The 25,124-nt window shown below is 59.0% G+C and carries 22 protein-coding genes and 1 other RNA gene; 13 read left to right on the top strand and 10 right to left on the bottom strand.

Features of this window, described 5'->3' with window-relative positions:
• Positions 1-4: 4 nt before the first annotated feature.
• The 5 genes from carA to grpE form a co-directional block, all read right to left on the bottom strand.
• Positions 5-1,141, bottom strand: a complete 1,137-nt coding sequence (gene carA, locus DKY63_RS23480) for a glutamine-hydrolyzing carbamoyl-phosphate synthase small subunit (RefSeq protein WP_110966286.1) — start codon at positions 1,139-1,141, stop codon at positions 5-7.
• A gap of 258 nt (positions 1,142-1,399) precedes the next feature.
• Positions 1,400-2,203 (bottom strand): 4-hydroxy-tetrahydrodipicolinate reductase, encoded by an 804-nt coding sequence (dapB, locus tag DKY63_RS23475; RefSeq protein ID WP_110966285.1) that lies wholly within the window; start codon positions 2,201-2,203, stop codon positions 1,400-1,402.
• Positions 2,204-2,213: 10 nt separating this feature from the next.
• Positions 2,214-3,338 (bottom strand): molecular chaperone DnaJ, encoded by a 1,125-nt coding sequence (gene dnaJ, locus DKY63_RS23470; RefSeq protein WP_110966284.1) that lies wholly within the window; start codon positions 3,336-3,338, stop codon positions 2,214-2,216.
• Between the two features lie 298 nt (positions 3,339-3,636).
• A complete protein-coding gene (gene dnaK / locus DKY63_RS23465; protein ID WP_110966283.1) occupies positions 3,637-5,553 on the bottom strand; it encodes a molecular chaperone DnaK in 1,917 nt (638 codons plus the stop codon).
• Positions 5,554-5,655: 102 nt separating this feature from the next.
• Positions 5,656-6,222, bottom strand: a complete 567-nt coding sequence (grpE, locus tag DKY63_RS23460; RefSeq protein ID WP_110966282.1) for a nucleotide exchange factor GrpE — start codon at positions 6,220-6,222, stop codon at positions 5,656-5,658.
• 241 nt (positions 6,223-6,463) lie between these two features.
• On the opposite strand from grpE, the gene recN reads away from it, so the two are divergent.
• Positions 6,464-8,137, top strand: a complete 1,674-nt coding sequence (gene recN / locus DKY63_RS23450; RefSeq protein ID WP_110966280.1) for a DNA repair protein RecN — start codon at positions 6,464-6,466, stop codon at positions 8,135-8,137.
• Positions 8,138-8,212: 75 nt separating this feature from the next.
• Here the strand turns inward: recN and fur are convergent, their stop codons facing one another.
• Positions 8,213-8,617: a ferric iron uptake transcriptional regulator gene (gene fur, locus DKY63_RS23445; RefSeq protein ID WP_110966279.1), complete on the bottom strand. Its 405-nt coding sequence runs from the start codon at positions 8,615-8,617 to the stop codon at positions 8,213-8,215.
• Positions 8,618-8,714: 97 nt separating this feature from the next.
• Between fur and DKY63_RS23440 the strand changes: the two genes are divergently transcribed.
• Positions 8,715-9,242 carry an outer membrane protein assembly factor BamE gene (locus DKY63_RS23440; protein ID WP_110966278.1) on the top strand — a complete coding sequence of 176 codons (528 nt, stop codon included), beginning with the start codon at positions 8,715-8,717 and terminating at the stop codon, positions 9,240-9,242.
• A 60-nt stretch (positions 9,243-9,302) separates the two neighbouring features.
• Here DKY63_RS23440 and DKY63_RS23435 read toward each other — a convergent pair whose 3' ends face one another.
• From DKY63_RS23435 to DKY63_RS23425, 3 genes are read right to left on the bottom strand one after another with little or no spacing between them, the layout of a single operon-like run.
• Positions 9,303-9,617, bottom strand: coding sequence for an RnfH family protein (locus DKY63_RS23435; RefSeq protein WP_110966277.1), 315 nt, complete (start codon positions 9,615-9,617; stop codon positions 9,303-9,305).
• Positions 9,610-10,044, bottom strand: coding sequence for a type II toxin-antitoxin system RatA family toxin (locus DKY63_RS23430; protein ID WP_110966276.1), 435 nt, complete (start codon positions 10,042-10,044; stop codon positions 9,610-9,612). The genes DKY63_RS23435 and DKY63_RS23430 overlap by 8 nt, the downstream gene beginning before the upstream one ends.
• Positions 10,045-10,051: 7 nt before the next feature.
• Positions 10,052-11,455, bottom strand: a complete 1,404-nt coding sequence (locus DKY63_RS23425) for a sodium-dependent transporter (protein ID WP_110966275.1) — start codon at positions 11,453-11,455, stop codon at positions 10,052-10,054.
• Between the two features lie 118 nt (positions 11,456-11,573).
• Between DKY63_RS23425 and smpB the strand changes: the two genes are divergently transcribed.
• A complete protein-coding gene (gene smpB / locus DKY63_RS23420) occupies positions 11,574-12,056 on the top strand; it encodes an SsrA-binding protein SmpB (RefSeq protein ID WP_110966274.1) in 483 nt (160 codons plus the stop codon).
• 106 nt (positions 12,057-12,162) lie between these two features.
• Here smpB and DKY63_RS23415 read toward each other — a convergent pair whose 3' ends face one another.
• On the bottom strand, positions 12,163-12,930 hold the full coding sequence (locus DKY63_RS23415) for a GntR family transcriptional regulator (RefSeq protein ID WP_110966273.1): 768 nt from the start codon (positions 12,928-12,930) through the stop codon (positions 12,163-12,165).
• A gap of 262 nt (positions 12,931-13,192) precedes the next feature.
• Between DKY63_RS23415 and DKY63_RS23410 the strand changes: the two genes are divergently transcribed.
• The 10 genes from DKY63_RS23410 to DKY63_RS23370 all read left to right on the top strand — a co-directional run bounded on the left by DKY63_RS23410 (position 13,193) and on the right by DKY63_RS23370 (position 25,106).
• On the top strand, positions 13,193-14,887 hold the full coding sequence (locus DKY63_RS23410; protein ID WP_110966272.1) for a lactate permease LctP family transporter: 1,695 nt from the start codon (positions 13,193-13,195) through the stop codon (positions 14,885-14,887).
• Positions 14,888-15,037: 150 nt separating this feature from the next.
• Complete coding sequence (locus DKY63_RS23405; protein WP_110966271.1) at positions 15,038-15,862, top strand: (Fe-S)-binding protein; 825 nt, start codon at positions 15,038-15,040, stop codon at positions 15,860-15,862.
• A complete protein-coding gene (locus tag DKY63_RS23400; protein ID WP_110966270.1) occupies positions 15,859-17,313 on the top strand; it encodes a LutB/LldF family L-lactate oxidation iron-sulfur protein in 1,455 nt (484 codons plus the stop codon). Before DKY63_RS23405 ends, DKY63_RS23400 begins: the two co-directional genes overlap by 4 nt.
• The gene (locus tag DKY63_RS23395; RefSeq protein ID WP_110966269.1) at positions 17,313-17,984 is read left to right on the top strand and encodes a LutC/YkgG family protein; all 672 of its coding nucleotides are present in this window, start codon (positions 17,313-17,315) and stop codon (positions 17,982-17,984) included. The genes DKY63_RS23400 and DKY63_RS23395 overlap by 1 nt, the downstream gene beginning before the upstream one ends.
• Positions 17,981-20,791: an FAD-binding and (Fe-S)-binding domain-containing protein gene (locus DKY63_RS23390; protein ID WP_110966268.1), complete on the top strand. Its 2,811-nt coding sequence runs from the start codon at positions 17,981-17,983 to the stop codon at positions 20,789-20,791. Before DKY63_RS23395 ends, DKY63_RS23390 begins: the two co-directional genes overlap by 4 nt.
• Before the next feature lie 251 nt (positions 20,792-21,042).
• Positions 21,043-21,318 carry a hypothetical protein gene (locus DKY63_RS23385; RefSeq protein ID WP_110966267.1) on the top strand — a complete coding sequence of 92 codons (276 nt, stop codon included), beginning with the start codon at positions 21,043-21,045 and terminating at the stop codon, positions 21,316-21,318.
• A 95-nt stretch (positions 21,319-21,413) separates the two neighbouring features.
• Positions 21,414-21,803: a transfer-messenger RNA gene (ssrA, locus tag DKY63_RS23380) on the top strand.
• Between the two features lie 264 nt (positions 21,804-22,067).
• Complete coding sequence (locus tag DKY63_RS32210; protein WP_162634921.1) at positions 22,068-22,211, top strand: hypothetical protein; 144 nt, start codon at positions 22,068-22,070, stop codon at positions 22,209-22,211.
• 118 nt (positions 22,212-22,329) lie between these two features.
• Positions 22,330-23,382: a helix-turn-helix transcriptional regulator gene (locus DKY63_RS23375; RefSeq protein ID WP_110966266.1), complete on the top strand. Its 1,053-nt coding sequence runs from the start codon at positions 22,330-22,332 to the stop codon at positions 23,380-23,382.
• Entirely contained in the window at positions 23,379-25,106 is a 1,728-nt protein-coding gene (locus DKY63_RS23370) for a hypothetical protein (protein WP_110966265.1), read from the top strand. Before DKY63_RS23375 ends, DKY63_RS23370 begins: the two co-directional genes overlap by 4 nt.
• Positions 25,107-25,124: the final 18 nt, after the last annotated feature.

The following is a 25,124-nucleotide window of genomic DNA, read 5'->3' as shown; positions in this document are numbered from 1 at the left end:
GCGATCAGCGTCGCTTGGCCATCTCGTTGATGAAGCGATCAAACAGTGGCGCTACGTCGTTCGGGCCAGGGCTGGCTTCAGGGTGACCCTGGAAGCTGAAGGCGCTCTTGTCGGTACGCTCGATCCCTTGCAGGGTGCCGTCGAACAGCGATTTGTGGATCGCGCGAACGTTGGCTGGCAGGGTTTCTTCGTCCACCGCAAAACCGTGGTTCTGGCTGGTGATCATCACAACGCCGGTATCCAGATCCTGGACCGGGTGGTTGGCACCGTGGTGGCCGTGACCCATCTTCAGGGTCTTGGCGCCGGAGGCCAGGGCCAGCAGTTGGTGACCCAGGCAGATACCGAATACAGGGATTTCGGTTTCCAGCACGTCCTTGATCGCCTGGATGGCATAGTCGCAAGGCTCCGGATCACCAGGGCCGTTGGACAGGAACACACCATCCGGATTCATTGCCAACACATCGGCAGCCGGCGTTTGCGCAGGCACCACGGTCACGCGGCAACCGCGCTCGACCAGCATGCGCAGGATGTTCACCTTGACACCGTAGTCGTAGGCCACGACATGGTACGGCAGATCGGCAGCTTCAATGGTCGCGTGACTGTCGGTCTTCAGATCCCAGACCGTCGAACGCCATTCGTAGGTGTCCTTGGTGCTGACGACTTTTGCCAGGTCCATGCCCTTGAGGCCAGGGAAACCCTGGGCTGCGGCGATGGCGGCTTCTTCGGAGATGTTGTCACCGGCCATGATGCAGCCGTTCTGTGCGCCTTTTTCACGCAGGATGCGCGTCAGGCGGCGAGTGTCGATACCGGCGATGGCTACAACATTGTTGGCCTTGAGGTAGTCGGACAGGGACATCGTGTTACGCCAGTTGCTCGCAACCAGTGGCAGGTCACGGATAACCAGGCCAGCGGACCATACGCGGTTCGACTCGGCGTCTTCCGGCGTGGTGCCGGTGTTGCCGATGTGCGGGTAAGTCAGGGTAACGATCTGTTGGGCGTAGGAAGGATCGGTAAGGATTTCCTGATAGCCGGTCATTGCGGTGTTGAACACGACCTCACCAACGGTCTGACCGTCGGCTCCAATGGCTTCGCCGCGAAAAATGCTGCCATCAGCAAGGGCGAGTATGGCTGGCTTAGTCAAGAAGACCTCCCGTAAATAAAGCCTGAAAGGGCGATCGCAGGTTGTAAAAAAGCGGAGTGACGTATGGACACGTCACCCCGCTTCTTCACTGAATTATTCTGCGCGCTTTTAGTGGACACACTAAAGCTGTAGCTTACAGAAAAATGGTTTTTTGGTCTACCGCCAATGAGCCCGAAAGGCCGGAGAATGCGACAGGTCGTCGCTTGGCAGTGCAAAACCGGGCTCAAACACGGGTTCGAGCCCGATTTCAGGCAGATGTTAACGCAGGTCGAGCACGTCTTGCATGTCGTACAGGCCAGGCACACGTCCATCGAGCCAAAGCGCCGCACGCACCGCGCCCTTGGCGAAGGTCATGCGACTGGAGGCTTTGTGAGTGATCTCGACGCGCTCGCCATCAGCAGCAAACAACACAGTGTGATCACCCACAATGTCACCGGCACGCACAGTGGCAAAGCCAATTGTTTCGCGATCACGGGCGCCGGTCTGCCCCTCACGACCGTAAACCGCCACCTTCTTCAGGTCTCGACCCAGCGCATCGGCAATCACCTCACCCATACGCACTGCCGTACCCGATGGCGCATCGACTTTATGCCGGTGGTGAGCTTCAGTGATTTCGATATCGACATCATCGCCCAGCACGCGAGCAGCAGTGTCGAGCAGCTTCAGACACAGGTTCACACCGACACTGAAGTTAGCCGCGAAGACGATCGGAATATCCTTGCCCGCCTCCGCCAGCAACTGCTTCTCTTCAACACTGAAACCGGTGGTGCCGATAATCATTGCCTTGCCATGCTTGCGGCAGAAGGCGAGATTTTTCAGGGTCACTGTCGGGTGCGTGAAATCGATCAGCACGTCGAACTCGTCAACCACTCGATCCAGATCACCGGACAGCGGCACACCGATACGACCCAGCGCCGCCAACTCACCGGCATCGGCACCGACCAGCGTACTGTCAGGACGATCAACCGCCGCCGTCAAACCAGCACCCGGCGCTTGATGCACCGCTTCGATCAAGGTCTTGCCCATGCGCCCGGCGGCGCCCATCACAGCAATACGTCGCATGCCTGCCTCCTTACAAATCGCCGAAGAAGCGCTTCACGCCTTCGAACCAGCCCGTGGTTTTCGGTGAATGACTGTTATCGTCAGCCAGCGAACTGCGGAACTCTTCCAGCATTTCGCGCTGACGGCGGCTCAGATTGACCGGCGTCTCGACCGCGACACGGCACATCAAATCACCAGCACCGCCACCTCGCACGGGCGCGACACCCTTGCCACGCACACGGAACTGCTTGCCGGTCTGAGTTCCCTCAGGAATCTTCAGCTTGACCCGACCATCGAGGGTCGGAATCTCCAGCTCGCCACCCAGCGCCGCATCAACGAAGCTGATTGGCACTTCGCAGAACAGGTGTTTGCCGTCACGCTGGAAGATCGAGTGCTCACGCACATTGATCACGACATAAAGGTCGCCAGTCGGGCCGCCTTGAGCACCCGCCTCGCCCTCGCCCGACAGACGAATACGGTCTCCGGTATCGACACCCGCCGGCACTTTTACCGACAGAGTCTTGTACTCTTCGACACGACCTTCGCCGTGGCACGAGTCGCACGGATCGGAAATGATTTTGCCCTGGCCATGGCAACGCGGGCAGGTTTGCTGCACCGAGAAGAAGCCCTGCTGCATGCGTACCTGGCCAATGCCGCCACAAGTCGGGCAAGTGACCGGCGAGGAGCCTTTCTTGGCACCCGAACCATCACAAGGCTTGCAGTTGACCAATGTTGGAACGCGGATATTCACCGTCGTACCGCGCACCGCTTCTTCCAGATCCAGTTCCAGGGTGTAACGCAAATCGCTGCCGCGCTGAGCGCCTCCACGGGAACCACCGCGACCGCCACCGAAGAAATCACTGAAGACATCGCCAAAGATGTCGGAGAAGTTCTGGCCGCCGAAGCCGGCACCGCCGCCACCCATACTTGGGTCGACGCCAGCGTGACCGTACTGATCGTAGGCCGCACGCTTGCTGGAATCGGACAGCACTTCGTAGGCCTCGTTGGCCTCCTTGAATTTCTCTTCCGACGCCTTGTCATCGGGATTACGGTCCGGGTGGTGCTTCATCGCCAGGCGACGGTAAGCCTTTTTCAGGTCCGCCTCGCTTGAGCCTCGCTCAACACCCAATACTTCGTAATAGTCACGCTTTGCCATATGTCTTCTGCACTCTTGAGGACGTTCGGCCAACCTCTCCTGAGCTTCGCCAAACTCGTTGAGCCCCAATACAGGCCCGGACCCAACTCACGTCGATTCAACGATCCTGGTCTTTGGTTCATTGCGGTATTTTCGGCGCGAAAAGCAGGAGCATTCCCGGCCATACCATCAGCATCCGAGCGTTGTCGCATGCTGTAAAAATTCGTGTACTCCAGACACGCCAACGCGGGAGCAGGCTCCCGCGCGGCGACATCCTACCAGTCACCGCCCAAAGGCAGTCAACCGGCCGACCAACAACTTACTTGTGGTCTTTGACTTCTTCGAACTCGGCATCGACAACGTCATCTGCCTTTTCAGCCGACTCAGCGTGCGGTGCAGCGCCTTCAGCCGGCTGAGCCTGCTCGGCGTACATCTTCTGAGCGACTGGCGCGGAGACCTTGGACAGCTCTTCGACCTTGGCTTCGATAGCAGCCTTGTCGTCGCCTTTTACGGCGGCTTCCAGGGCAACTACAGCAGCCTCGATTGCAGTCTTCTCTTCAGCGCTCACCTTGTCGCCAGCATCAGCGACCATTTTGCGAGTCGAGTGAACCAGTGCATCACCCTGGTTACGGGCAGCGGCCAGCTCTTCGAACTTGCGGTCTTCCTCGGCATTAGCCTCGGCATCACGCACCATGCGCTCGATCTCTTCGTCGGACAGACCGGAGTTGGCCTTGATCACGATCGACTGAGTCTTGCCAGTGGCCTTGTCCTTGGCGCCTACGTGCAGAATGCCGTTAGCGTCGATGTCGAAGGTCACTTCGATTTGTGGCACGCCACGCGGTGCTGGTGGAATCTCGGCCAGGTCGAACTTGCCCAGGGACTTGTTCTGAGCCGCTTGCTTACGCTCACCCTGCAGCACGTGAATGGTCACGGCACCCTGGTTGTCGTCGGCAGTCGAGAACACTTGCGATTTCTTGGTAGGAATCGTGGTGTTTTTCTCGATCAGCGCGGTCATCACGCCACCCATGGTTTCGATACCCAGGGTCAGCGGGCTCACGTCCAGCAGCAGAACGTCTTTCACGTCACCCGCCAGAACGGCGCCCTGAATCGCAGCACCCACGGCAACGGCTTCGTCAGGGTTCACGTCCTTGCGAGGCTCTTTACCGAAGAACTCGGTCACCAGCTTCTGAACCAGTGGCATACGAGTCTGACCACCAACCAGGATCACATCATTGATCTTGCCGGCGTCAATACCGGCATCTTTCATGGCGATGCGGCAAGGCTCGATGGTGCGCTGAACCAGGTCTTCCACCAGAGCTTCCAGCTTGGCGCGGGATATCTTCACGTTCAGGTGCTTAGGACCGGTGGCGTCTGCAGTGATGTACGGCAGGTTCACGTCGGTCGACTGAGCGGAAGACAGCTCGATCTTGGCCTTTTCAGCGGCTTCTTTCAGACGCTGCATTGCCAGCGGGTCACCCTTGAGGTTCATGCCGCTTTCTTTCTTGAATTCGTCGACGAGGTAGTCGATCAGACGAATGTCAAAGTCTTCACCACCCAGGAAGGTGTCACCGTTGGTCGCCAGTACTTCGAACTGGTGCTCACCGTCGACTTCAGCGATTTCGATCACGGAAACGTCGAAAGTACCGCCACCCAGGTCGTAAACGATCACAGTGTGGTCGCCCTTGGCCTTGTCCATACCGTAAGCCAGAGCAGCTGCGGTCGGTTCGTTGATGATACGTTTAACGTCCAGACCCGCGATGCGGCCGGCGTCTTTGGTAGCTTGACGCTGGCTGTCGTTGAAGTAGGCCGGAACGGTGATTACCGCTTCGGTCACTGGCTCGCCGAGGTAGTCTTCGGCGGTCTTCTTCATTTTCTTCAGAATTTCAGCCGAGATTTGTGGCGGAGCCATTTTCTGGCCGTTCACTTCTACCCAGGCATCGTTGTTGTCAGCCTTGACGATCTTGTAAGGGACCATCTGGATGTCTTTCTGTACGACGTCTTCTTCGAAACGACGACCAATCAGACGCTTCACCGCGTACAGGGTGTTATGCGGGTTGGTCACTGCCTGACGCTTGGCGGACTGGCCAACCAGGATTTCGCCATCGTTGGCGTAAGCAATGATCGAAGGCGTAGTACGCGCGCCTTCGGCGTTTTCAATAACTTTGGCGGTGCCGTTTTCCAGCACGGAGACGCAGGAGTTGGTAGTCCCCAGGTCGATACCGATAATTTTGCCCATGTTCACTCTCCCGAAACTTTGGATTTGGTTGCCGCAGTGGTTGTGGCCATCTGCGGTAGCACTTAAACGCTTGACTTCTAAATGGGGGCCTTGCGGCTAATTTCAAGCCTGCTCGTCAATAGAAGGCGAAACTGGCGCTGGAGCCTTGCTGACCACGACCATCGCCGGGCGCAGCAGGCGACCATTGAGCTCATAGCCCTTCTGGAACACCTTGAGCACGCTGTTCGGCTCGACGTCAGCACTTTCCTGCATGGCCATTGCCTGATGCTTCACGGCATTGAACGGTTCGCCGTGCGGATCGATGGCTTCGAGCTGATAACGTTTCAGGGTGTCCTGGAACATTTTCAGGGTCAGCTCGATACCTTCACGCATCGGACGGATGGTTTCGTCATCCGCGCTGGACAACTCAAGACCACGCTCCAGGCTGTCGATGATCGGCAGCAGGTCGCCGGCGAATTTTTCCAGGGCGAATTTGTGAGCCTTTTCTACATCCTGCTCGGCGCGACGGCGGACGTTCTGCAGATCGGCGGCTACACGCAAAGCCTGATCCTGCGCGCCTGCCAGTTGCTCTTCGAGCACTTGTACACGAGCCGCCAGGTCTACACCCGAAGCCTCGGGCGCCTGGTTGGCGTCTGGGTTTTGCGTATCCACTGTCTGTTCGTCAGCCATAAAATTCTCCTTTCAATATCGTCTGCGAGCCTGACTCGCACTTCTGCCCAGCTATATGGGGCCGCAAAATCCGGCTTCAAGGGGGCAGCAAGCATTAACCCTACAAAAAACAGCTGCATTTTCATTCCATGGCGCGCTAAGAATTTCGTCGGCTCAAGCCAATCGAGCTAACGAGAGGCATTGTCAGCCCAAAACAAAACACTGTATAAATAACCAGACATAAAGCCTGGGAGCGGCCTTCATGCTGGTGCACCTGTCCGTACATAATTACGCCATCGTTGAACATCTCGATCTCGAACTCGATCGCGGGATGAGTGTGATCACCGGGGAAACCGGAGCCGGCAAGTCGATCATGCTCGACGCTCTGGGCCTAACCCTTGGCGATCGCGCCGATAGCGGCGTGGTCCGTCCCGACGCGGACAAGGCCGACATCCTGGCGACCTTCGATCTGGCAGACATCCCGGAAGCCAGCGCCTGGCTGGCCGAACGCGACCTCGAGACCGATGGCCCGTGCATCCTGCGTCGAGTCATCACTGCCGAGGGTCGCTCGCGCGGCTATATCAATGGCACCCCCTGCCCCCTCGGCGACCTCAAGGCGCTGGGCGAGTTGATGATCGACATTCACAGCCAGCACGAACACCAATCCCTGCTCAAGACCGATACCCACCGCCGCCTGCTCGACGAATACGCTGGCGCGACAGATCTTGCCCGCCAGGTGCAACTGGCCGCACAGCGCTGGCGCCAGACTCGCCAGGAACTTGAGCGGCTATCCAACTCGGGCGATGAGCAGCGCGCACGCCATCAATTGCTCAGCTATCAGCTTGAAGAACTGGAAAACCTGGGTCTGGGTGACAACGAACTGGAGCAGCTGGAGCAGGAACACAAGAACCTGACCAATGCCGAAACCTTGCTGGGCATCTGCCGGCAAGTCGTCGAACAATGCAGCGAAAGTGATTCCGGCAACGTACTGAACGCACTCACCGCCAGCCTTAATCGACTGTCGAGCGTCAACAGCTCTATCGGTGCGCTGGGTGAGGCAAGCAGCTTGCTGACCAGCGCGCAGATCCAGGTTGAAGAAGCCGTTGGTGAGTTGAATCGCTTCCTCGACAATTTCGATGCCGACCCATCACGACTCCAGTATCTGGAAGAGCGCCTGGATGCGATCTATACCCTGGCGCGCAAACACCGCATCCAGCCCACCGAAGTCGGCGAGATGCAGCAAAAGCTGCTGGAAGAAATCGAAACCCTGAATGCCAACGATGAATCCATCGAGCGGTTGAGCGACGAACTGTCGTCCTATGCGCGCCATTATCAGGAAAAGGCCCGGGAGCTGAGCGATCTGCGCCATCAAGCCTCTGGCAGCCTGGCCAGCGCCGTAGAACAGGAAATCCAGCGTCTGGGCATGCCCGGCGGCCGCTTCACCATCGAGCTGCGCCCAAACAGTAGCGACGAACTGCTGCCGAACGGACTTGAACAAGTAGAACTGCTGGTCAGTGCCAACCCGGGCCAACCACTCAAAGCCCTTGCAAAAGTTGCATCCGGTGGCGAGCTGTCGCGGATCAGCCTGGCTATCCAGGTGATCACTGCACAAACCTCCCGCATTCCAACCCTGGTGTTCGACGAAGTGGACGTGGGCATTGGTGGTCCGACAGCCGAGATCGTTGGCCAGTTGTTGCGTCGACTTGGCGAAAGAGGACAGGTTCTGACCGTGACCCACTTGCCGCAGGTAGCCGCCCAGGGCCATCAGCACCTGTTTGTGCACAAAGTGCGAGGCGAGGATGCGACACGCACTGCCGTGTCCAAATTGAGCAAGAACGACCGGGTCGAAGAAGTGGCTCGCATGCTGGGCGGCATCGATCTCACCAAGGAGTCTCTGGCTCATGCCAAAAAGATGGTGATTGCTGCAAAAGTTTAAAGTTGGCAGAAAGCACGAAGGCGACCCTGGGGTCGCCTTCGCTCGTTTCGCGAACCTGATGTTCGCGCGACATGCTTACTTTTTCTTGCGTACGTACAGCACCAGATTGTGATCAACCATCTCGAAGCCATATTTTTCGACGATGGCTTTCTGCAGATTCTCGATTTCCTGGTCGAAGAATTCGATCACTTCACTGGTTTCGACGTTGACCATGTGGTCGTGATGCTTGCCGTCGTCCAGCTCGAAGACCGCATGGCCTCCGTCGAAGTTGTGCCGCACCACAAGGCCAGCTGCCTCGAACTGAGTCAGTACACGGTAAACCGTGGCCAGACCGACGTCCTCGCCAGCCTCCATCAGTGCCTTGTAGACATCCTCGGCACTCATGTGGCGCTGCTCGGCGGAATCGAGCATTTGCAGAATTTTGACCCGTGGCAGGGTCACTTTGAGGCCGGCTTTGCGTAGTTCGCTATTTTCAACCATGGTCAGCTTTCTCGCGATGCTGCTTCGCAGCTTCTCTTAATGCGGGTATGATCGGCGTTTACGTTGTCCCAGCCAAGATAGTGGAAGTCGCCCACCGATGCAAAACACCAAGCTCTTGCTAACCAGTTTCACCTTTGTGGGACTGCTCGCACTCGCCGGTTGTTCATTCCCCGGGGTTTACAAAATCGACATCCAGCAGGGCAATGTCGTCACGCAGGACATGATAGACCAGTTACGCCCGGGAATGACCCGTAAGCAAGTAAGGTTTATCATGGGCAACCCTCTGTTGACCGACACGTTCCATGCCGATCGCTGGGATTATCTGTACAGCCTGCAACCGGGTGGCGGTGAACGCCAACAGGAACGCATTAGCGTTATCTTCAACCCAAATGATCAACTTGTCAGCCTGTCCGGCGACTTCATGCCTGGCGTGAGTCGTGACGAGGCCATCCTTGGCAAGGACAGCGGCACTACAGTGGCCGCACCGGCAGAAAAGGTCGAGAAGCCAAAGCCGGAAAAACCGACCAAACCAGGTTCGTTGCTGGATCAGATCCAGAAGGAAGTGGACGGCGTGGAAACTGTTCCTGTCCCGACTCCGGAACCACTGGAAACTTCGCCGCAATAATTTGCGACGCAATAAAAAACCCGGCATGTCCGGGTTTTTTATTATCTGGAATTTAAGGATCTATTGATTACGAGCCTTTGCCTCGGCAGCTTTGGCCGCACGCAGCCGACGAACTTCCTTTGGATCGGCCAGCAACGGTCGATAAATTTCGACGCGATCCCCAGTCTGAACCTGACGACTCCCCGGATCGGGGATCACCTTGCCGAAGATCCCCACCGGGCACTCCTCCAAATCCAGCTCCGGAAATGCCTGACCGATACCGGATTTCAGCAACGCCGTACGAACAGTCGTCCCCGCCGGAACCCTCACCGACAGGAGGACCTGACGATCAATGGCGGCATACACCACCTCAACCTCAATCATCGGCTCAACCATACATCTGCTTGGCCCGCTGGCAGAACGCATCCACCAGCGTATTGGCTGCCTGATTAAACAAAGGTCCAAGGGTCGCGCGAACAATCGGCCCCGCGTAGTCAAACGACAGGTCCAGACTGATCTTGCAGGCCTTTTCGCCCAAAGGCTTGAACACCCAGACACCGTGCAGCTGAGTGAACGGACCTTCTTCGAGATTCATCTCGATCGATTGGCCGGGCACCAAAGTATTTCGCGTCACGAAATGCTGGCTGAGCCCGCCTTTGGCCACGCCGACGCTCGCGCGCATAAATTCAGGGGTACTTTCCAGCACTTGTGCCGAGGAGCACCAGGGCAGGAATTCCGGGTACCGCGCCACGTCGTTGACCAGGTCATACAGGGCTTGCGCCGGGTACGGCAGCAAGGCCGAACGTGAAATGTGTGTCGTCATGTCAGCGTCACTTCCACAGCTGGGCGGCAAACACTACAAGAATGCCGATGGGCGCCACATAGCGCATCAAGAACATGGACAGGGCGTACAACGCCGGATGGCGGATCGACAACTCGTCGCTCACCGCCTCCCGACCCATTACCCAGCCCGCAAAAACCACGAAACATAAACCACCGAGTGGCAACATGATCCGCGAGGTGAAAAAGTCGATCACACCGAAGAAGTCCAGTCCGCCTGCCCCACCCCATCGGTAGAGGTGGAACAATCCGCCTTCGTTCACGAAAAACCTGGCCTGCCTCCAGATATTGAAGGAAAACACCGTGCCCAGACCGACGAACCAGCAGGTGAATGCCAGCCAGAACGTCACCCAGGCGCGACTGACCCGCGTTCGCTCGACCAGATAGGCCACCATCGGCTCGAGCAGCGAGATCGCCGAACTCCACGCCGCAATTGCCACGAGCACGAAGAACACTACGCCCATCAACTGGCCGAACACTATATTCCCGAAGGCAAACGGTAGACTGACAAACATCAGGCCGGGACCTTCGCTCGGGTTCAAACCAGCGGCGAACACTATCGGAAACAGTGCCAGGCCAGCTACCAGAGAAACAAAAGTATCCAGCAAGGCCACGCTGACGACGGTTCCCGAAATCGATGAATGCTTCGGCATGTAGGCGCCGTAAATCATGATCGACCCGACACCGACGCTCAGGGAAAAGAACGCGTGCCCCATGGCTGGCAGCAAACCATCCAGTACCTTTTCCGGATGGAAGTCGAACATGAAGTGCACGCCTTCCATGAAATGCCCGGTGGTCATGCTGTAACCCAGTAGCACCAGGATCATCACGAAAAGCAGCGGCATCATGATCCGCAAGCTGCGCTCAAGCCCTGCAACTACGCCTTTTGCGATCACAATCGCTGACAGCAGCATGAATATCGTGTGCCAGAGGATCAGGCGCCACGGGTCGGCGATGACATTGCCAAAGTACGCACCCACCTGACTCGGTGTCGCCCCCTGAAAGTCGCCGCGCCCCATGTCGATGATGTAATCCAGCGACCACCCGCCGACGACACTGTAGAAAGAAAGAATCAGCAGTGCCGTGATCATCCCGCCAAAGGCGCCCCAGGACCATTTGCCCGAATGCCCCGCTTCCTTCGCCAGAGCTTTCAGGGCATTGGCCGGGCTTTGCCGGGCCCGCCGGCCGATCAGGGTTTCCGCCAGCATGACCGGAATGCCGATCAGCGCGATGCAAATCAGGAACATCAAGACGAAGGCGCCGCCGCCATAGACGCCGACCATGTACGGGAATTTCCAGATGCTACCCAGCCCGACGGCCGAACCGGTCGCGGCGAGTATGAAAACCCAGCGGCTAGCCCAACTGCCGTGGACAGAAACCTTGTCTGTCGACATCGTTACCACGACCAAGCATTCAAAAAAGTGCGCGCATTGTCCGGGATTCAATCAACCTGCTCAAGCGCACAGCAACACCGTAGCCGACTTGCTTGCAACTCCCTATAATGCCGGCCCTATGGCTAAACAGAAGAAACACCCCACAGGGACAATCGCGCAAAATAAAAAGGCGCGACACGATTACTTCATCGAACACAAGTTCGAGGCTGGTCTGGTCCTGGCCGGCTGGGAAGTGAAGAGTTTGCGGGCGAGCAAGCTGCAACTGGTCGACAGTTATGTGCTGCTCAAGGATGGCGAGGCCTGGCTGCTCGGCAGTCACATCACGCCATTGACGACCGCCAGCACCCACGTCATCGCTGACCCCACGCGTACGCGCAAGCTGCTGCTGAATCGGCGCGAGCTGGACAAGCTGTCCGCCGCCGTGGCGCAAAAGGGCTATGCCTGCGTGTGTCTGTCCTGGTACTGGAGCAAGCACATGGTCAAGTGCGAAATCGCACTGGGCAAGGGCAAGAAGGAATACGACAAGCGCGACACCGAACGCGAACGCGACGCCGGGCGTGAGTTGCAGCGCGCGGTGCGGAACAAGGGCAAGGAAGACTGATTTCTCTGCCTGAGGTTTAAGCCGCCATCGAAAAAGATCGCAGCCTTCGGCAGTTCCCACAGTAGGAGCTGCCGCAGGCTGCGATCTTTTTTGCGTTTAAACGCAATCACATTCCCTTGCGTCGCTCCGCCCGAGCCACGCGCTGCACTTCCTGACGCACTTCCTCCAGCACTTCCTGCACATACAAAATGTGCCGACTGGAAACCTCCCGAGCCTGCTCCGCCCTGCCCTCGACAATCGCCAGATACAGTTCCCGGTGCTGCGTGATCAGCATGTCGCGAGTTTCGGTGCGCTGCTTGTACATGCCGCCAATGTTGGTGACCACGTTGCGCTTGAGCAAATCGAACAAGCCGCGGATGGTGTGCAGCAGCACCGCATTGTGACTGGCCTCGGCAATCGCCAGATGGAACCGCGCATCCGCCGCACCCTCTTCCGCCCGACTGACTTCATCGCTTCGCGAATAACAATCCTGCAATTCGTTGAACGCCGCGGTCAGCCGCTCGCGATCGACATCCGTGGCACGCAACGCCGCGTAATAGGCACAGGACGCCTCCAGCGTGTGGCGAAATTCCAATAGATCGCGCTGAGCTTCCGGGTTGCTTTCCAGCAGTAGCAGCAATGGATCACTGAATGTTGTGCCCAGGGACTCCACGACATAGTTCCCACCGCCTTGGCGACTGACCAGCAGCCCCTTGGCCACCAGTTTCTGAATGGCTTCGCGCAACGACGGTCTCGAGACCCCGAACTGCTCGGCCAGGGCACGTTCTGCCGGCAAGCGCTCGCCTGCCTTCAACGTGCCCTCAAGGATCATCCCCTCCAGTTGCTCGACAATATCGTCAGACAAACGGCGCTGACGAATCTGATCAAAGCCCATAACTCGATTTCTCCACCATCCGACGACACGCCGGGGCTCTATTCTGGCCTATCCATACGGCATCGGCACCTGCCAGTCAGCATTCAGCCAAGCGGATCAGGCAAGCCGAAGGGCAGTGCATTCGACAAAAGTTTTAGGGCGGCAAATTGACACACCGCCTACAAGGCTTTTACCCTAGCCAACAGCGATTGTAAATTGGTATTACCAATTATCCAAGCACGCTGATCAGTGCCTGACCAACAACAATTAGGGGCCACCCCATATGCAAACCTGGCAACAGCTCTACAGCCCGCTCGGCAGCCTCGGTTTATCCGCGCTCGCAGCCGTCATTCCCATCGTGTTTTTCTTCCTGGCGCTGGCCGTGTTCCGACTCAAAGGGCACGTGGCAGGCAGCATTACGCTTGCCTTGTCGATCCTGGTGGCGATCTTTGCGTTCCAGATGCCGGTCGACATGGCTTTCGCCGCGGCCGGCTATGGCTTCGCCTACGGCCTGTGGCCGATTGCCTGGATCATCGTAGCGGCGGTATTCCTCTACAAACTGACGGTCAAGAGTGGCCAGTTCGAAGTGATCCGCAGCTCGGTGCTGTCGATTACCGACGACCAGCGCCTGCAAGTGCTGCTAATCGGTTTCTGCTTCGGCGCCTTCCTCGAAGGCGCGGCCGGCTTCGGCGCACCGGTGGCGATTACTGCCGCATTGCTGGTAGGCCTCGGTTTCAATCCACTGTACGCCGCAGGCCTGTGCCTGATTGCGAACACCGCTCCGGTGGCATTCGGCGCCCTGGGCATTCCGATCATCGTCGCCGGCCAGGTCACCGGCATCGACGCGTTCAAGATTGGCGCCATGACTGGCCGCCAACTGCCGCTGCTGTCGATGTTCGTACCGTTCTGGCTGGTGTTCATGATGGATGGCCTGCGCGGCGTTCGTGAAACCTGGCCCGCAGCATTGGTGGCCGGCTTGAGCTTTGCCGTCACTCAATACTTCACCTCGAACTTCATCGGCCCGGAACTGCCGGACATTACCTCGGCCCTGGCCAGCCTGATTGCCCTGACCCTGTTCCTGAAGGTCTGGCAACCAAAACGCGCTGCCGGCCAACACATCGCCGGCGCCGTCTCGGCCTCCGTAGTCAGCGCCAGCGCCGGTGGTTTCGGCCAGAAACGCACCACCGTAGCATCGCCCTACAGCCTGGGTGAAATCTTCAAGGCCTGGTCGCCGTTCCTGATCCTCACCGTCCTCGTCACCATCTGGACTCTGAAACCGTTCAAGGCCATGTTTGCCGCAGGCGGCTCGATGTACAGCTGGGTGTTCAACTTTGCCATCCCGCACCTCGACCAACTGGTGATCAAGACTGCCCCCATCGTGGCCGCGCCGACCGCCATCCCGGCCGTGTTCAAGCTCGACCCGATTTCTGCGACCGGCACGGCGATTTTCTTCTCGGCACTGATCTCGATGCTGATTCTGAAAATCAACGTAAAAACTGGTCTGACCACTTTGAAAGAGACTTTCTACGAGCTGCGCTGGCCGATCCTGTCCATCGGCATGGTGCTGGCATTCGCTTTCGTCACCAACTACTCGGGCATGTCTTCGACCATGGCCTTGGTTCTGGCCGGCACCGGCGCGGCGTTCCCGTTTTTCTCGCCGTTCCTCGGTTGGCTGGGCGTGTTCCTGACCGGTTCCGATACCTCGTCGAACGCGCTGTTCAGTTCGCTGCAGGCCACCACGGCCCACCAGATTGGCGTCAACGACACCCTGCTGGTGGCGGCGAACACCAGCGGTGGCGTGACCGGCAAGATGATCTCGCCGCAATCGATCGCCGTGGCTTGCGCCGCAACCGGCCTGGTGGGCAAGGAATCGGATCTGTTCCGCTTCACCCTCAAGCACAGCCTGTTCTTCGCCACCATCGTCGGCCTGATCACCCTGGCCCAGGCCTACTGGTTCACCGGCATGCTGGTGCACTGAGTCCTACAACCAATCTGAAAAAACCGACGCCGGATCACCATTCCGGCGTCAGCAATTCACCACCCGGTCTGTAAGGCTGCTGAAAGCATCTCCCTCTATATTCAGCCGCCTCAACGGACGGACAACCGGGACCACCCGGAGACACGCCTGATGAGCGAACTCTTTTACAACGCCGTGCCGAATGCGACCCGCGTCGCCCCGCCACTGCCCGAGCCTCGGCAATACCCCAGCGAGAAACCGCAACGGGTGTACCTGTTCGGGACCTGCGTAGTGGATCTGTTCTACCCGCAAGCCGGCATGGACGCGATCCACCTGCTGGAGCGCGAGGGCATCCGTGTCGAGTACCCGCAAGGGCAAAGCTGCTGCGGACAACCGGCCTACACCTCCGGTTACACCGAACAGGCCCGGACCGTGGCGCGCTCGCAACTGGCGCTGTTCGCCGAGGATTATCCGGTGGTGGTGCCGTCGGGTTCCTGTGCCGGCATGTTGCGCGAGCACTATGCCGACCTGTTCAAGGACGAACCGGGCACCTTGAAACAGGTTCAGGCCCTGGCGGCCAGAACCTACGAACTCGCCGAGTTCCTGCTGTTTGTCTGCAAGGTGCAGCTCAAGGACAGCGGCGAGCCGGTCAAAGTGGCGCTGCACACTTCGTGCTCGGCGCGTCGAGAGATGAACACCCACCTGCACGGGCGCGAGTTGTTGTCGCAACTGAGCAATGTGGAGCGGGTCAATCATGATCACGAAAGCGAGTGCTGTGGCTTCGGTGGGACTTTCAGCGTCCGTATGCCGGATATTTCCGGTGCGATGGTCGCCGACAAGACCCGGTCGTTGAAGGAATCCGGCGCGCACAAGGTACTGAGTGCCGATTGTGGTTGCCTGATGAACATCAACGGCTCGCTGGAAAAACAGAAGGAAGCGTTGCGTGGCCAACACCTGGCCAGCTTTCTCTGGGAAAGAACCGGAGGCGCGCAATGAACGCTTCCGCGATTATTCCTACGGTTGCTGTGGAAGAAGATTTCCGCACCCGCGCCCATAACGCGTTGGGTGATGCGCAATTGCGAAACAACTTTCGCAAGGCGATGGATTCACTGATGACCAAACGGGCAAACGCCTTCGGCGATGCCCACGAACGAGAACATCTGCGTGCGCTGGGCAATGCGGTCCGCGCCCGTGCTTTATCCAAGTTGCCCGACCTGCTCGAGCAGCTTGAACAGAACCTGACCCGCAACGGTGTGACAGTGCACTGGGCGGAAACGGTGGACGAAGCCAATGGCATCGTCCTGTCGATCATCCGCGCTCACGAGGGGCGGCAAGTGATCAAGGGCAAATCGATGGTCAGCGAAGAGATGGAGATGAACCATGTCCTCGCTGAACAGGGCATTGAATGCCTGGAATCGGACATGGGCGAGTACATCGTCCAGCTCGACCACGAGAAGCCTTCACACATAATCATGCCGGCGATCCACAAGAATGCCGGTCAGGTCGCGTCCTTGTTCCACGACAAACTTGGCGTGGAATACACCAAGGACGTTGACCAGCTTATTCAGATCGGTCGCAGGGTCCTGCGGCAGAAGTTCTTCGAAGCCGACATCGGCGTCTCCGGTGTCAACTTCGCCGTGGCCGAAACCGGCACCTTGCTGCTGGTGGAAAACGAAGGCAACGGTCGCATGACCACCACCGTTCCGCCGGTACACATCGCCGTCACCGGTATCGAAAAAGTCGTGGAAAACCTGCGCGACGTAGTGCCGTTGCTGTCGCTGCTGACCCGCTCGGCCCTGGGCATTCCGATCACCACCTACGTCAACATGATTTCCGGCCCGCGCAAGGACCATGAACTCGACGGCCCGCAGGAAGTGCATCTGGTACTGCTCGACAACGGTCGCAGCCAGGCCTTTGCCGACAGCGAATTGCGCCAGTCCCTGAACTGCATCCGCTGCGGCGCCTGTATGAATCATTGCCCGGTCTACACCCGAATCGGCGGCCATGCCTACGGCGAGGTGTACCCCGGTCCTATCGGAAAAATCATCACACCGCACATGGTCGGCCTGACGAAGGTGCCGGATCACCCGAGCGCCTCCTCGTTGTGCGGTGCCTGCGGAGAAGTGTGCCCGGTCAAGATTCCGATCCCGTCGTTGCTGCGGCGCCTGCGCGAAGAAAACGTCAAAGCGCCCGACAGCCCGAACCCGGTGATGCGCGACCAGGGTCGCAAATACTCGCGCAAGGAACGGTTTATCTGGAACGCCTGGGCCCGGCTCAACAGTTCGCCGACGCTGTATCGCCTGTTTGCGCTTGCCGCCACTCGCCTGCGCGCGCTCACCCCGAACAACGTCGGCCCCTGGACGCAAAACCACAGCGCACCGAAACCCGCCGCGCGCTCGCTGCACGACATGGCTCGCGAGCATCTGGCCAAACAGGGAGATCGTTGATGAGCGCCAAGCAAAATATCCTGGGCAAACTGCGCAAAAGTCTGACAGGCACCACACCGGTGCCTGACAACTTCGATGTCGATCTGGTGACCGCGCCTTACACCTACACTCCGGAACAACACATCCCGCAGCTGCGAAAACTGATGGAAGCGGTGCACACGGAAATCCACCTGACATCAGCGCAAGCATGGCCTGCCCTGCTGGCCAGACTGCTGCAGGATCGTCAGCTACCGAGCCTGTTGATCGCACCGACCACGACCCACGGCCAACAGATCACACAGCATTGGGCGAAGCATCCGACCCTGCCTACACTCAAGGCCTACGACCGCCCGGTGGAAGAATGGAAGGCCGAACTGTTCAACGACACGCCAGCGAGCCTGACCGGCACCCTCGGCGCCATCGCTGCCACCGGCAGCCTGATTCTCTGGCCAACGCGGGAAGAACCACGCCTGATGAGCCTGGCGCCAACGGTACATTTTGCCCTGCTCAAGGCCAGCGAAATCCGCGACAACTTCTATCAGGTACAGCAGGATTTCGAATGGGCCCAGGGCATGCCGACCAATGCGTTGCTGGTGTCGGGTCCGTCGAAGACCGCCGACATTGAGCAGGTGCTGGCTTACGGCGCTCACGGTCCGAAAGATCTGGTGGTGTTGATTCTGGAGGACCAATGAGTCTACCGGCCGCATTCCTGCGCGATGCGCAGCAACTGATTCCCCGGGAACGTCGCTTCGACGACCCGTTGTCGACCCTCGCATTCGGTACCGACGCCAGCTTCTACCGCCTGATTCCGCAACTGGTGATCCGCGTCGAGTCCGAAGACGAAGTGGTGACGCTGTTGAAACTGGCGCAGCGCGATCAGGTCCCCGTGACCTTCCGCGCCGCCGGCACCAGCCTGTCCGGCCAGGCCATCAGCGACTCGGTGCTGATCGTCCTTGGGGATAACTGGAACGGTCGCGAGATCCGTGGCCAGGGCACGCAAATCCGCCTGCAACCGGGAGTAATCGGTGCACAGGCCAATGCCTGGTTGGCGCCGTTCGGGCGCAAGATCGGCCCTGACCCGGCGTCGATCAATGCCTGCAAGATCGGCGGCATCGTCGCCAACAATGCCAGCGGCATGTGCTGCGGCACCGCGCAAAACACTTATCACACGCTGGCCGGCATTCGACTGGTGCTGGCCGATGGCAGCCGTCTCGACACCGAAGATGCCGCAAGCGTTGCCGCGTTCCGACAAACCCATGGCGACCTGCTGGAGCGTCTGGCAACCCTTGGCCGCGAGACCCGAGCCAACACCGAACTGGCTGCAAAAATTCGCCACAAGTACCGTCTGAAAAATACCACCGGCCTGTCACTCAATGCCCTGGTGGATTACGACGAGCCTGTGGATATCTTGAGCCACTTGCTGGTGGGCTCCGAAGGCACCCTCGGTTTCATCAGCGCGGTGACCTACGACACGGTAATCGACCATCCGAACAAGGCCTCGGCGCTGATCGTCTTTCCAAACGTGGAGACCTGCTGCAACGCGGTCACCGTGCTGAAAAGCCAGCCGGTGTCCGCCGTGGAACTGCTGGACCGCCGCAGCTTGCGCTCGGTGCAGAACAAACCCGGCATGCCGGCTTTCGTACAGCACCTGTCGAACAATGCCTGCGCCTTGCTGATCGAGTCCCGCGCGGCGTCGTCCACATTGCTGCAGGAGCAGCTGGCGCAAATCATGGCGTCTCTGGCGTCGTTCCCGGTGGAGAAGCAAGTCGACTTCACCGAAGACCCGCTGGAAAACGCCCGTCTCTGGGCGATCCGCAAGGACACCTTCCCGGCCGTCGGCGCGGTGCGCAAAACCGGCACCACAGTGATCATCGAGGACGTGACCTTTCCGGTGGAACAGCTGGCCATCGGCGTGAACCGCCTGATCGAGTTGTTCGACAAACATCACTACGATGAAGCGATCCTTTTCGGACACGCACTGGAAGGCAATCTGCACTTCGTCTTCACCCAAGGCTTCAACAGCCCGGAAGAAGTCGTACGCTACCAGGCATTCATGGACGACGTGGCGCAGTTGGTCGCGGTGGAGTTTGGCGGCTCGCTCAAAGCCGAACACGGCACCGGACGCAACATGGCGCCCTTCGTCGAACTGGAATGGGGCAGTGATGCCTACCAGTTGATGTGGCAACTCAAACGCCTGCTCGACCCCAATGGCATTCTCAATCCGGACGTGGTCCTCAGCGAAGATCCACAGATCCACCTCAAGCACCTCAAGCCCCTGCCGGCGGCCGACGAGATTGTGGACAAGTGCATCGAATGCGGTTTCTGCGAACCGGTCTGCCCGTCGAAAGGCCTGACCCTGAGCCCGCGCCAGCGCATTGTGATCTGGCGGGACATCCAGGCGAAAAAGCGTGCCGGTGTCGATACCCGCGAACTGGAAGAAGCCTACGAATACCAGGGCATCGATACCTGCGCGGCGACCGGGCTCTGCGCGCAACGTTGTCCAGTCGGCATCAATACCGGCGAGCTGGTGAAAAAGCTCCGCAGTCAGCACGCCACCCACAAGAAAACCGCCACCTGGCTTGAAGGAAATTTCGCCACTGCCCTGCAAGGTGCGCGCTTCACACTGCATGTGGCCAACGGCGCGCGGATGCTGCTGGGGGCGCCACGATTGACCAGGCTTTCGACGGCGGTGACGCGCCTGTCCAAAGGGCAGATCCCGCAATGGACCAACGCCATGCCACAGCCGGAACGGGCGATCCGCTTCAGTCCGCCTGTAACTGATGAACGCCCGCGCGTGGTGTACCTGGCCGCCTGCGTTTCACGGGTCATGGGGCCCGCGGCCGGCGACAAGGAACAAATGTCGCTGTACGACAAAACCCGTGGCCTGCTGGAAAAAGCCGGTTATCAGGTGGTGTTCCCGGACAATCTGGACAGCCTGTGCTGCGGCCAGCCCTTCGCCTCCAAAGGCTATGCCGAACAGGCCGAGCACAAACGTCAGGAGTTGATCGGGGCGTTGCTCCATGCCAGCCGTGGCGGGCTCGATCCCATCTATTGCGACACCAGCCCCTGCACCTTGCGCCTGACCCAGGACTTGGGCGATGTGCGCCTGGATCTCTACGACCCGGTACGCTTCATCTGCACACACCTGATGGATCGCCTGGACTTCACGCCGCAGGAAATGCCCATCGCGGTGCACGTCACCTGCAGCACCCAGCATCTTGGTGAAAGCCAGGCGCTGATCGACCTGGCGCGCAAGTGCAGCAAGAACGTGGTCATTCCCGAAGGCATCCACTGCTGCGGTTTCGCCGGCGACAAGGGCTTCACGACCCCGGAGCTGAACGCGCATTCGCTGCGCTCTTTGAAAGACGCGGTGCAGTACTGTAGCGAAGGCATTTCCACCAGCCGCACCTGTGAAATCGGCCTCAGCCAGCATGGCGGAATCGATTACCACGGGCTGGTCTACCTGATAGACCGCGTCACCCAGCCACGCACTGCGTAAAACTGTAGGAGCGAGCCTGCTCGCGATGACGGCGGAACATTCAGCATCGATGATGACTGACCCACCGCTATCGCGAGCAAGCTCGCTCCCACAGATTGCGTCAGCATCCTCACAAATTCCGCAAAAAAAAACCGAATTCCCGCCGGCAGCTATAGTCATTTAGCTAGGCCCTGCGAAAGGGCTTATAACCACCTCGGCCAGCGGCCCTGCTTTACCGGCAGCACCGAGCCCTCATGCGCAAGGAGATACCCATGAAGCACTCTGCAATTGCTGGATTGTTTATCACGGCGGCACTGCTGGCGTCGCCCGTGTTTGCGGCGGACAAGGATCTTTGTGCGACGAACATTCAACAGGTACAAAGCTTCGTGGACAGTGCACCGTCCATCCCGAGTGAAAAGCTGGATAACGTCAAAGACGCGCTGGATAGAGCGAAGGCGGCTCAGGCAGCCGGAAACGACAAGGATTGCGTCGCAATCGCCGAAGGCATGTGGGAAAAAATACAGATTCGCAACCCTGCCCGGAACTGACATGGTGCAAGGCCAACCTTCGGGTTGGCCTTCCGGGCCACATTGCCGTAGACTACACAGGCTTGTTGCTCAACAGATTCACGAGCAATGAGTTCGGGGCCGTTTAGGATTCGACGCCGGTTGCGAAACTTTAGGTGCATGCCGAGTTGGTAACAGAACTCGTAAATCCACTGTTGCAACTTCTTATAGTTGCCAATGACGACCAATACGGTGCTGCTCTCGCTGCTTAATTGCAGCTGACATGCACTCCTGGTACCTTCGGGTCCAGCAATCATCAGGGGATGTCTGTAAACCCAAAATGATTGTCATATAGAACAGAATCGCCGTGCAGTACGTTGTGGACGAAGCGGCTAAAACTTACACAACTCGCCCAAAGCACCCTGCCCGTCGGGTCGCTGAGGGTTAACTTAATAGACACGGCTACGCATGTAGTACCGACAGCGGAGTACTGGCGGACGGGGGTTCAAATCCCCCCGGCTCCACCAAACTCGAAGAAAGCCGTAAAGCCCACGCTTTACGGCTTTTTTGTTGCCTGCGATCTGGCCACGAATCCATTCAGGCTTGAGCGTGCGATGCCGTGGCGATCGCTGCACCTCTCCCTGCCCCCCCCCCCCGCCATCGTCCTTATCGATGGATCGCTTGACTCGAATTGCCATCATTTTCAGAACCCTGGTCCAGACGACACAGACTGTCGCAGCCCTGGTGGAGTATGCCCCTCAACGGTCCAGTCATCTGTGAGGCGCGTCCCTATGAAAGAGTTGATCTGCTTTGCCATCGGCCTGTTGGTGGGTGCTGTGGTGATGAAGAAAAGCCAGGCCATTGATGAACTGAAGAAAGAACTGGAACGCGAAAGGTTTTGCAACCGGCCCGCAAGCGCAACCGGGCAGCCGTGACGCTACGACCATTCGCTATTGGCGAGATGGAGCAAATAGTGTTAAAACGCCACCAACGGAAGTTCGCAGGCTATATGCCATCAGCGAACCATCAAGGAAGATTCGAGCGCCGTCCCCCATGTCAGATCCCAAAGACCGGCTGTTCCGGCACTTGGCACTGCTACGCCTCATTCCGCGTGCCCCCAAAAGCATCTCGACCAACGAACTGTTGGAGAGACTCAACGCCGAATGTTTCGACATCGACCGTCGAACCCTGCAACGGGACCTGATCGGCCGCCTTGCGCTGGACTTTCCGCTGATCTGTGACGAAAGCCGGCGACCTTATCGGTGGAGCTTTCGCAAGGACACGCCGCAATTCGATTTGCCGGCGCTGGACACGCCCACCGCCCTGGCCTTCGTCCTTGCGCAAAGTCACCTCAGTAAGCTGATGCCGCCCAGCGTGCTGGGTCTGCTGGCGCCCCATTTTGACCTGGCGCACCGCCAGCTTCAGAGCCTGGAACACAACCGTCTGGCTCACTGGGCCGAAAACGTGCGTGCCCTGCCCAACGGCAAAGCGTTGCAGCCTGCCGAAATCGATGCTGGCATCTGGTCACAGGTCGCCGACGCCCTGCTGCAAGCACGGCAACTGGAGATTCTTTACCTCAGCCGCAGCAAGGGTGATAGCAAGACTCTGAGAGTCCACCCCGCAGGCCTGGTCTCGCGTCACTCCGTCAGCTATCTGCTCGCGACTGTCGAGGGTTATAACGACGTGCGCCAGTTCGCCCTGCACCGGATTCAGCACGCGACGTGCCTCGATCAACCCGCCCGTGCGCAACCCGATTTCGAGATCGACCGCTACATCCACAGCGGCGGTTTCAACAACCCGGGTCCAACGCAGTACCACGAACTGCACGCGGACGTGTCCCCGCAAATTGCCTGGCTGCTCAATGAAACCCCGCTGACTTGCGAACAACGCCTGGAGCCGCTGCCAGATAGCGACTGGCAACGCCTGCGCGCGCAAGTACCGGATGACCCGGAAACGCTCTGGTGGGTGTTTGGCCTGGCCGAAAACATTCGACTGCACGAGCCCAAGCGCTGGGCAGACATCATCAAAACGAAGCTGATCAAAACAGGTGCGCTGTACTCGCAGCCCCCTCTCACGAACACACATGCCTGCCAGGAGGCACCATGAGTTCCCACGAAACCGCAACGCCTGCTTCCCCGCGCCAAGACGACAACAGAGAAGAAATCGCACGGGATATCACCCGCACCGCCGCCGCGCTGTCCACCAGTGAAACGGTCAGTCGTTATGGCAGTGCCAACGCCGAATTCCTCAAGGGCTACAGTGGCGTCGATCACGAAACGGGGCAGAAATTTGCCAAGGGCCTGGCGGATATCGCCAAGCACAAGGTGCACGCCGACCCGGACCTGGCCAAGCAGAACATCAAACAGCAGGCCGGTTTCAGCGCGGAGGTCGCCGCCACCAGCCGCGACAACGCCGAAGCGATCATCAGCGGCTCCAAGGTACGGACATCGCGCAGTGACGACCTGCCCCACTACGGCAGAAACCACAACGTTGTGGATCGCGTGCAGATTCTCGACGGGCAGATCATCGAAGGCTCTCAGGCCCAGATGAAATTTGTCGGCGACCGCAATCAGTTGCTCGACGACATTGCACGGGAGGACGGAAAGTTCACCCGCTACCAGGGGACCAAACTGGAGCTGCCCTCGGAACAGTTCGAGGGCAGCAAGGCGTATTACCTGGAAGAAGCAAAAAAACTGCGCGAGCGCGCGCAGAGCATCGCCGCCGACCCGGCCAAGGCGGACCAGGTCATCAAATTGCAGCGCGATGCAGAGGCCATCGAGAAACTGGTCGCCTCCAAGGACTTCCAGCCCAAGCCGGCCGCTGACTATTGCCGCGACCAGGCCCGCCAACGGCGCCTGAACGCAGACGCCGCCGAGAAAAACGGCAACACCGATGCTGCGGCAAAACTGCGTCGCGAAGCGGATAACTACGATCAGCTTGCCGACAATTGCAGCGACAGCGGACTCACCACCGAGGACGCCATCTTCTATCGCAAGCATCCTGAGTTCGCCACCCTGCGCGACATCGCCCGCACCAGTCACCGGGCCGGCATGGAAGGCGCCAAATTCGGTGCTGCAATTGGCGGGAGTATTTCCCTGCTACAGAACCTGCTGGCCACCGCACAAGGCGAAAAAAACGTGGGCGAAGCCGTCCAGGATCTCGCGCTCGACACCGCCAAGGCCGGTGCCGTGGGTTATGCCACCGCGTTCGCGGGCGCGGCGCTCAAGGGCGGGATGCAGCAATCGAGCAGCCAGGCCCTGCGCACGCTCTCGAACACCAACGCTCCCGCGATGGCGATCAACATTTGCCTGTCGCTGGGCAGCTCGGTCAAACGTTATGTCACGGGCGAGATCAGCGAGGCCCAACTGCTGACCGAAGTCGGCGAGAAAGGTGCAGGCATGCTCTCCAGCGGCATGATGGCTGCCCTGGGACAACTGGCTATCCCCGTGCCCTTCGTCGGCGCAGCCATTGGCGGCATGATCGGTTACACCCTCTCTTCGCTTTTCTACCAGGCCACATTGGACGCCGCACGCGGCGTCGAACTGTCGCGCCAGCAGTTGGCCCGCACCCAAGCCATCCAGGCGGCGGCCCGCGATCGCATTGCCGACGAGCAAGCACGGCTGGACGCCTTCACGCAGCGCGAACTGCCGCAATTGCGCAAGGAAACGGAGCACCTGTTCGCCATCGTGAATTCCAATGCCAGCGCCAGCGCTGACGTCCTCGCGGCGGCCATCAACCAATTCGCGACCCTGCTGGGCAAACAACTGCAATTTCAGACGATGGCGGAATTCGATGACTTCATGAACTCCGATCTGCCGTTGAAGCTGTAACTCACACCCTCGAAAAGG

It is taken from the genome of Pseudomonas putida (assembly GCF_003228315.1).
In the GTDB taxonomy this organism is placed as follows: domain Bacteria; phylum Pseudomonadota; class Gammaproteobacteria; order Pseudomonadales; family Pseudomonadaceae; genus Aquipseudomonas; species Aquipseudomonas putida_S.
This window is presented reverse-complemented; position numbering and strand designations above follow the sequence as displayed.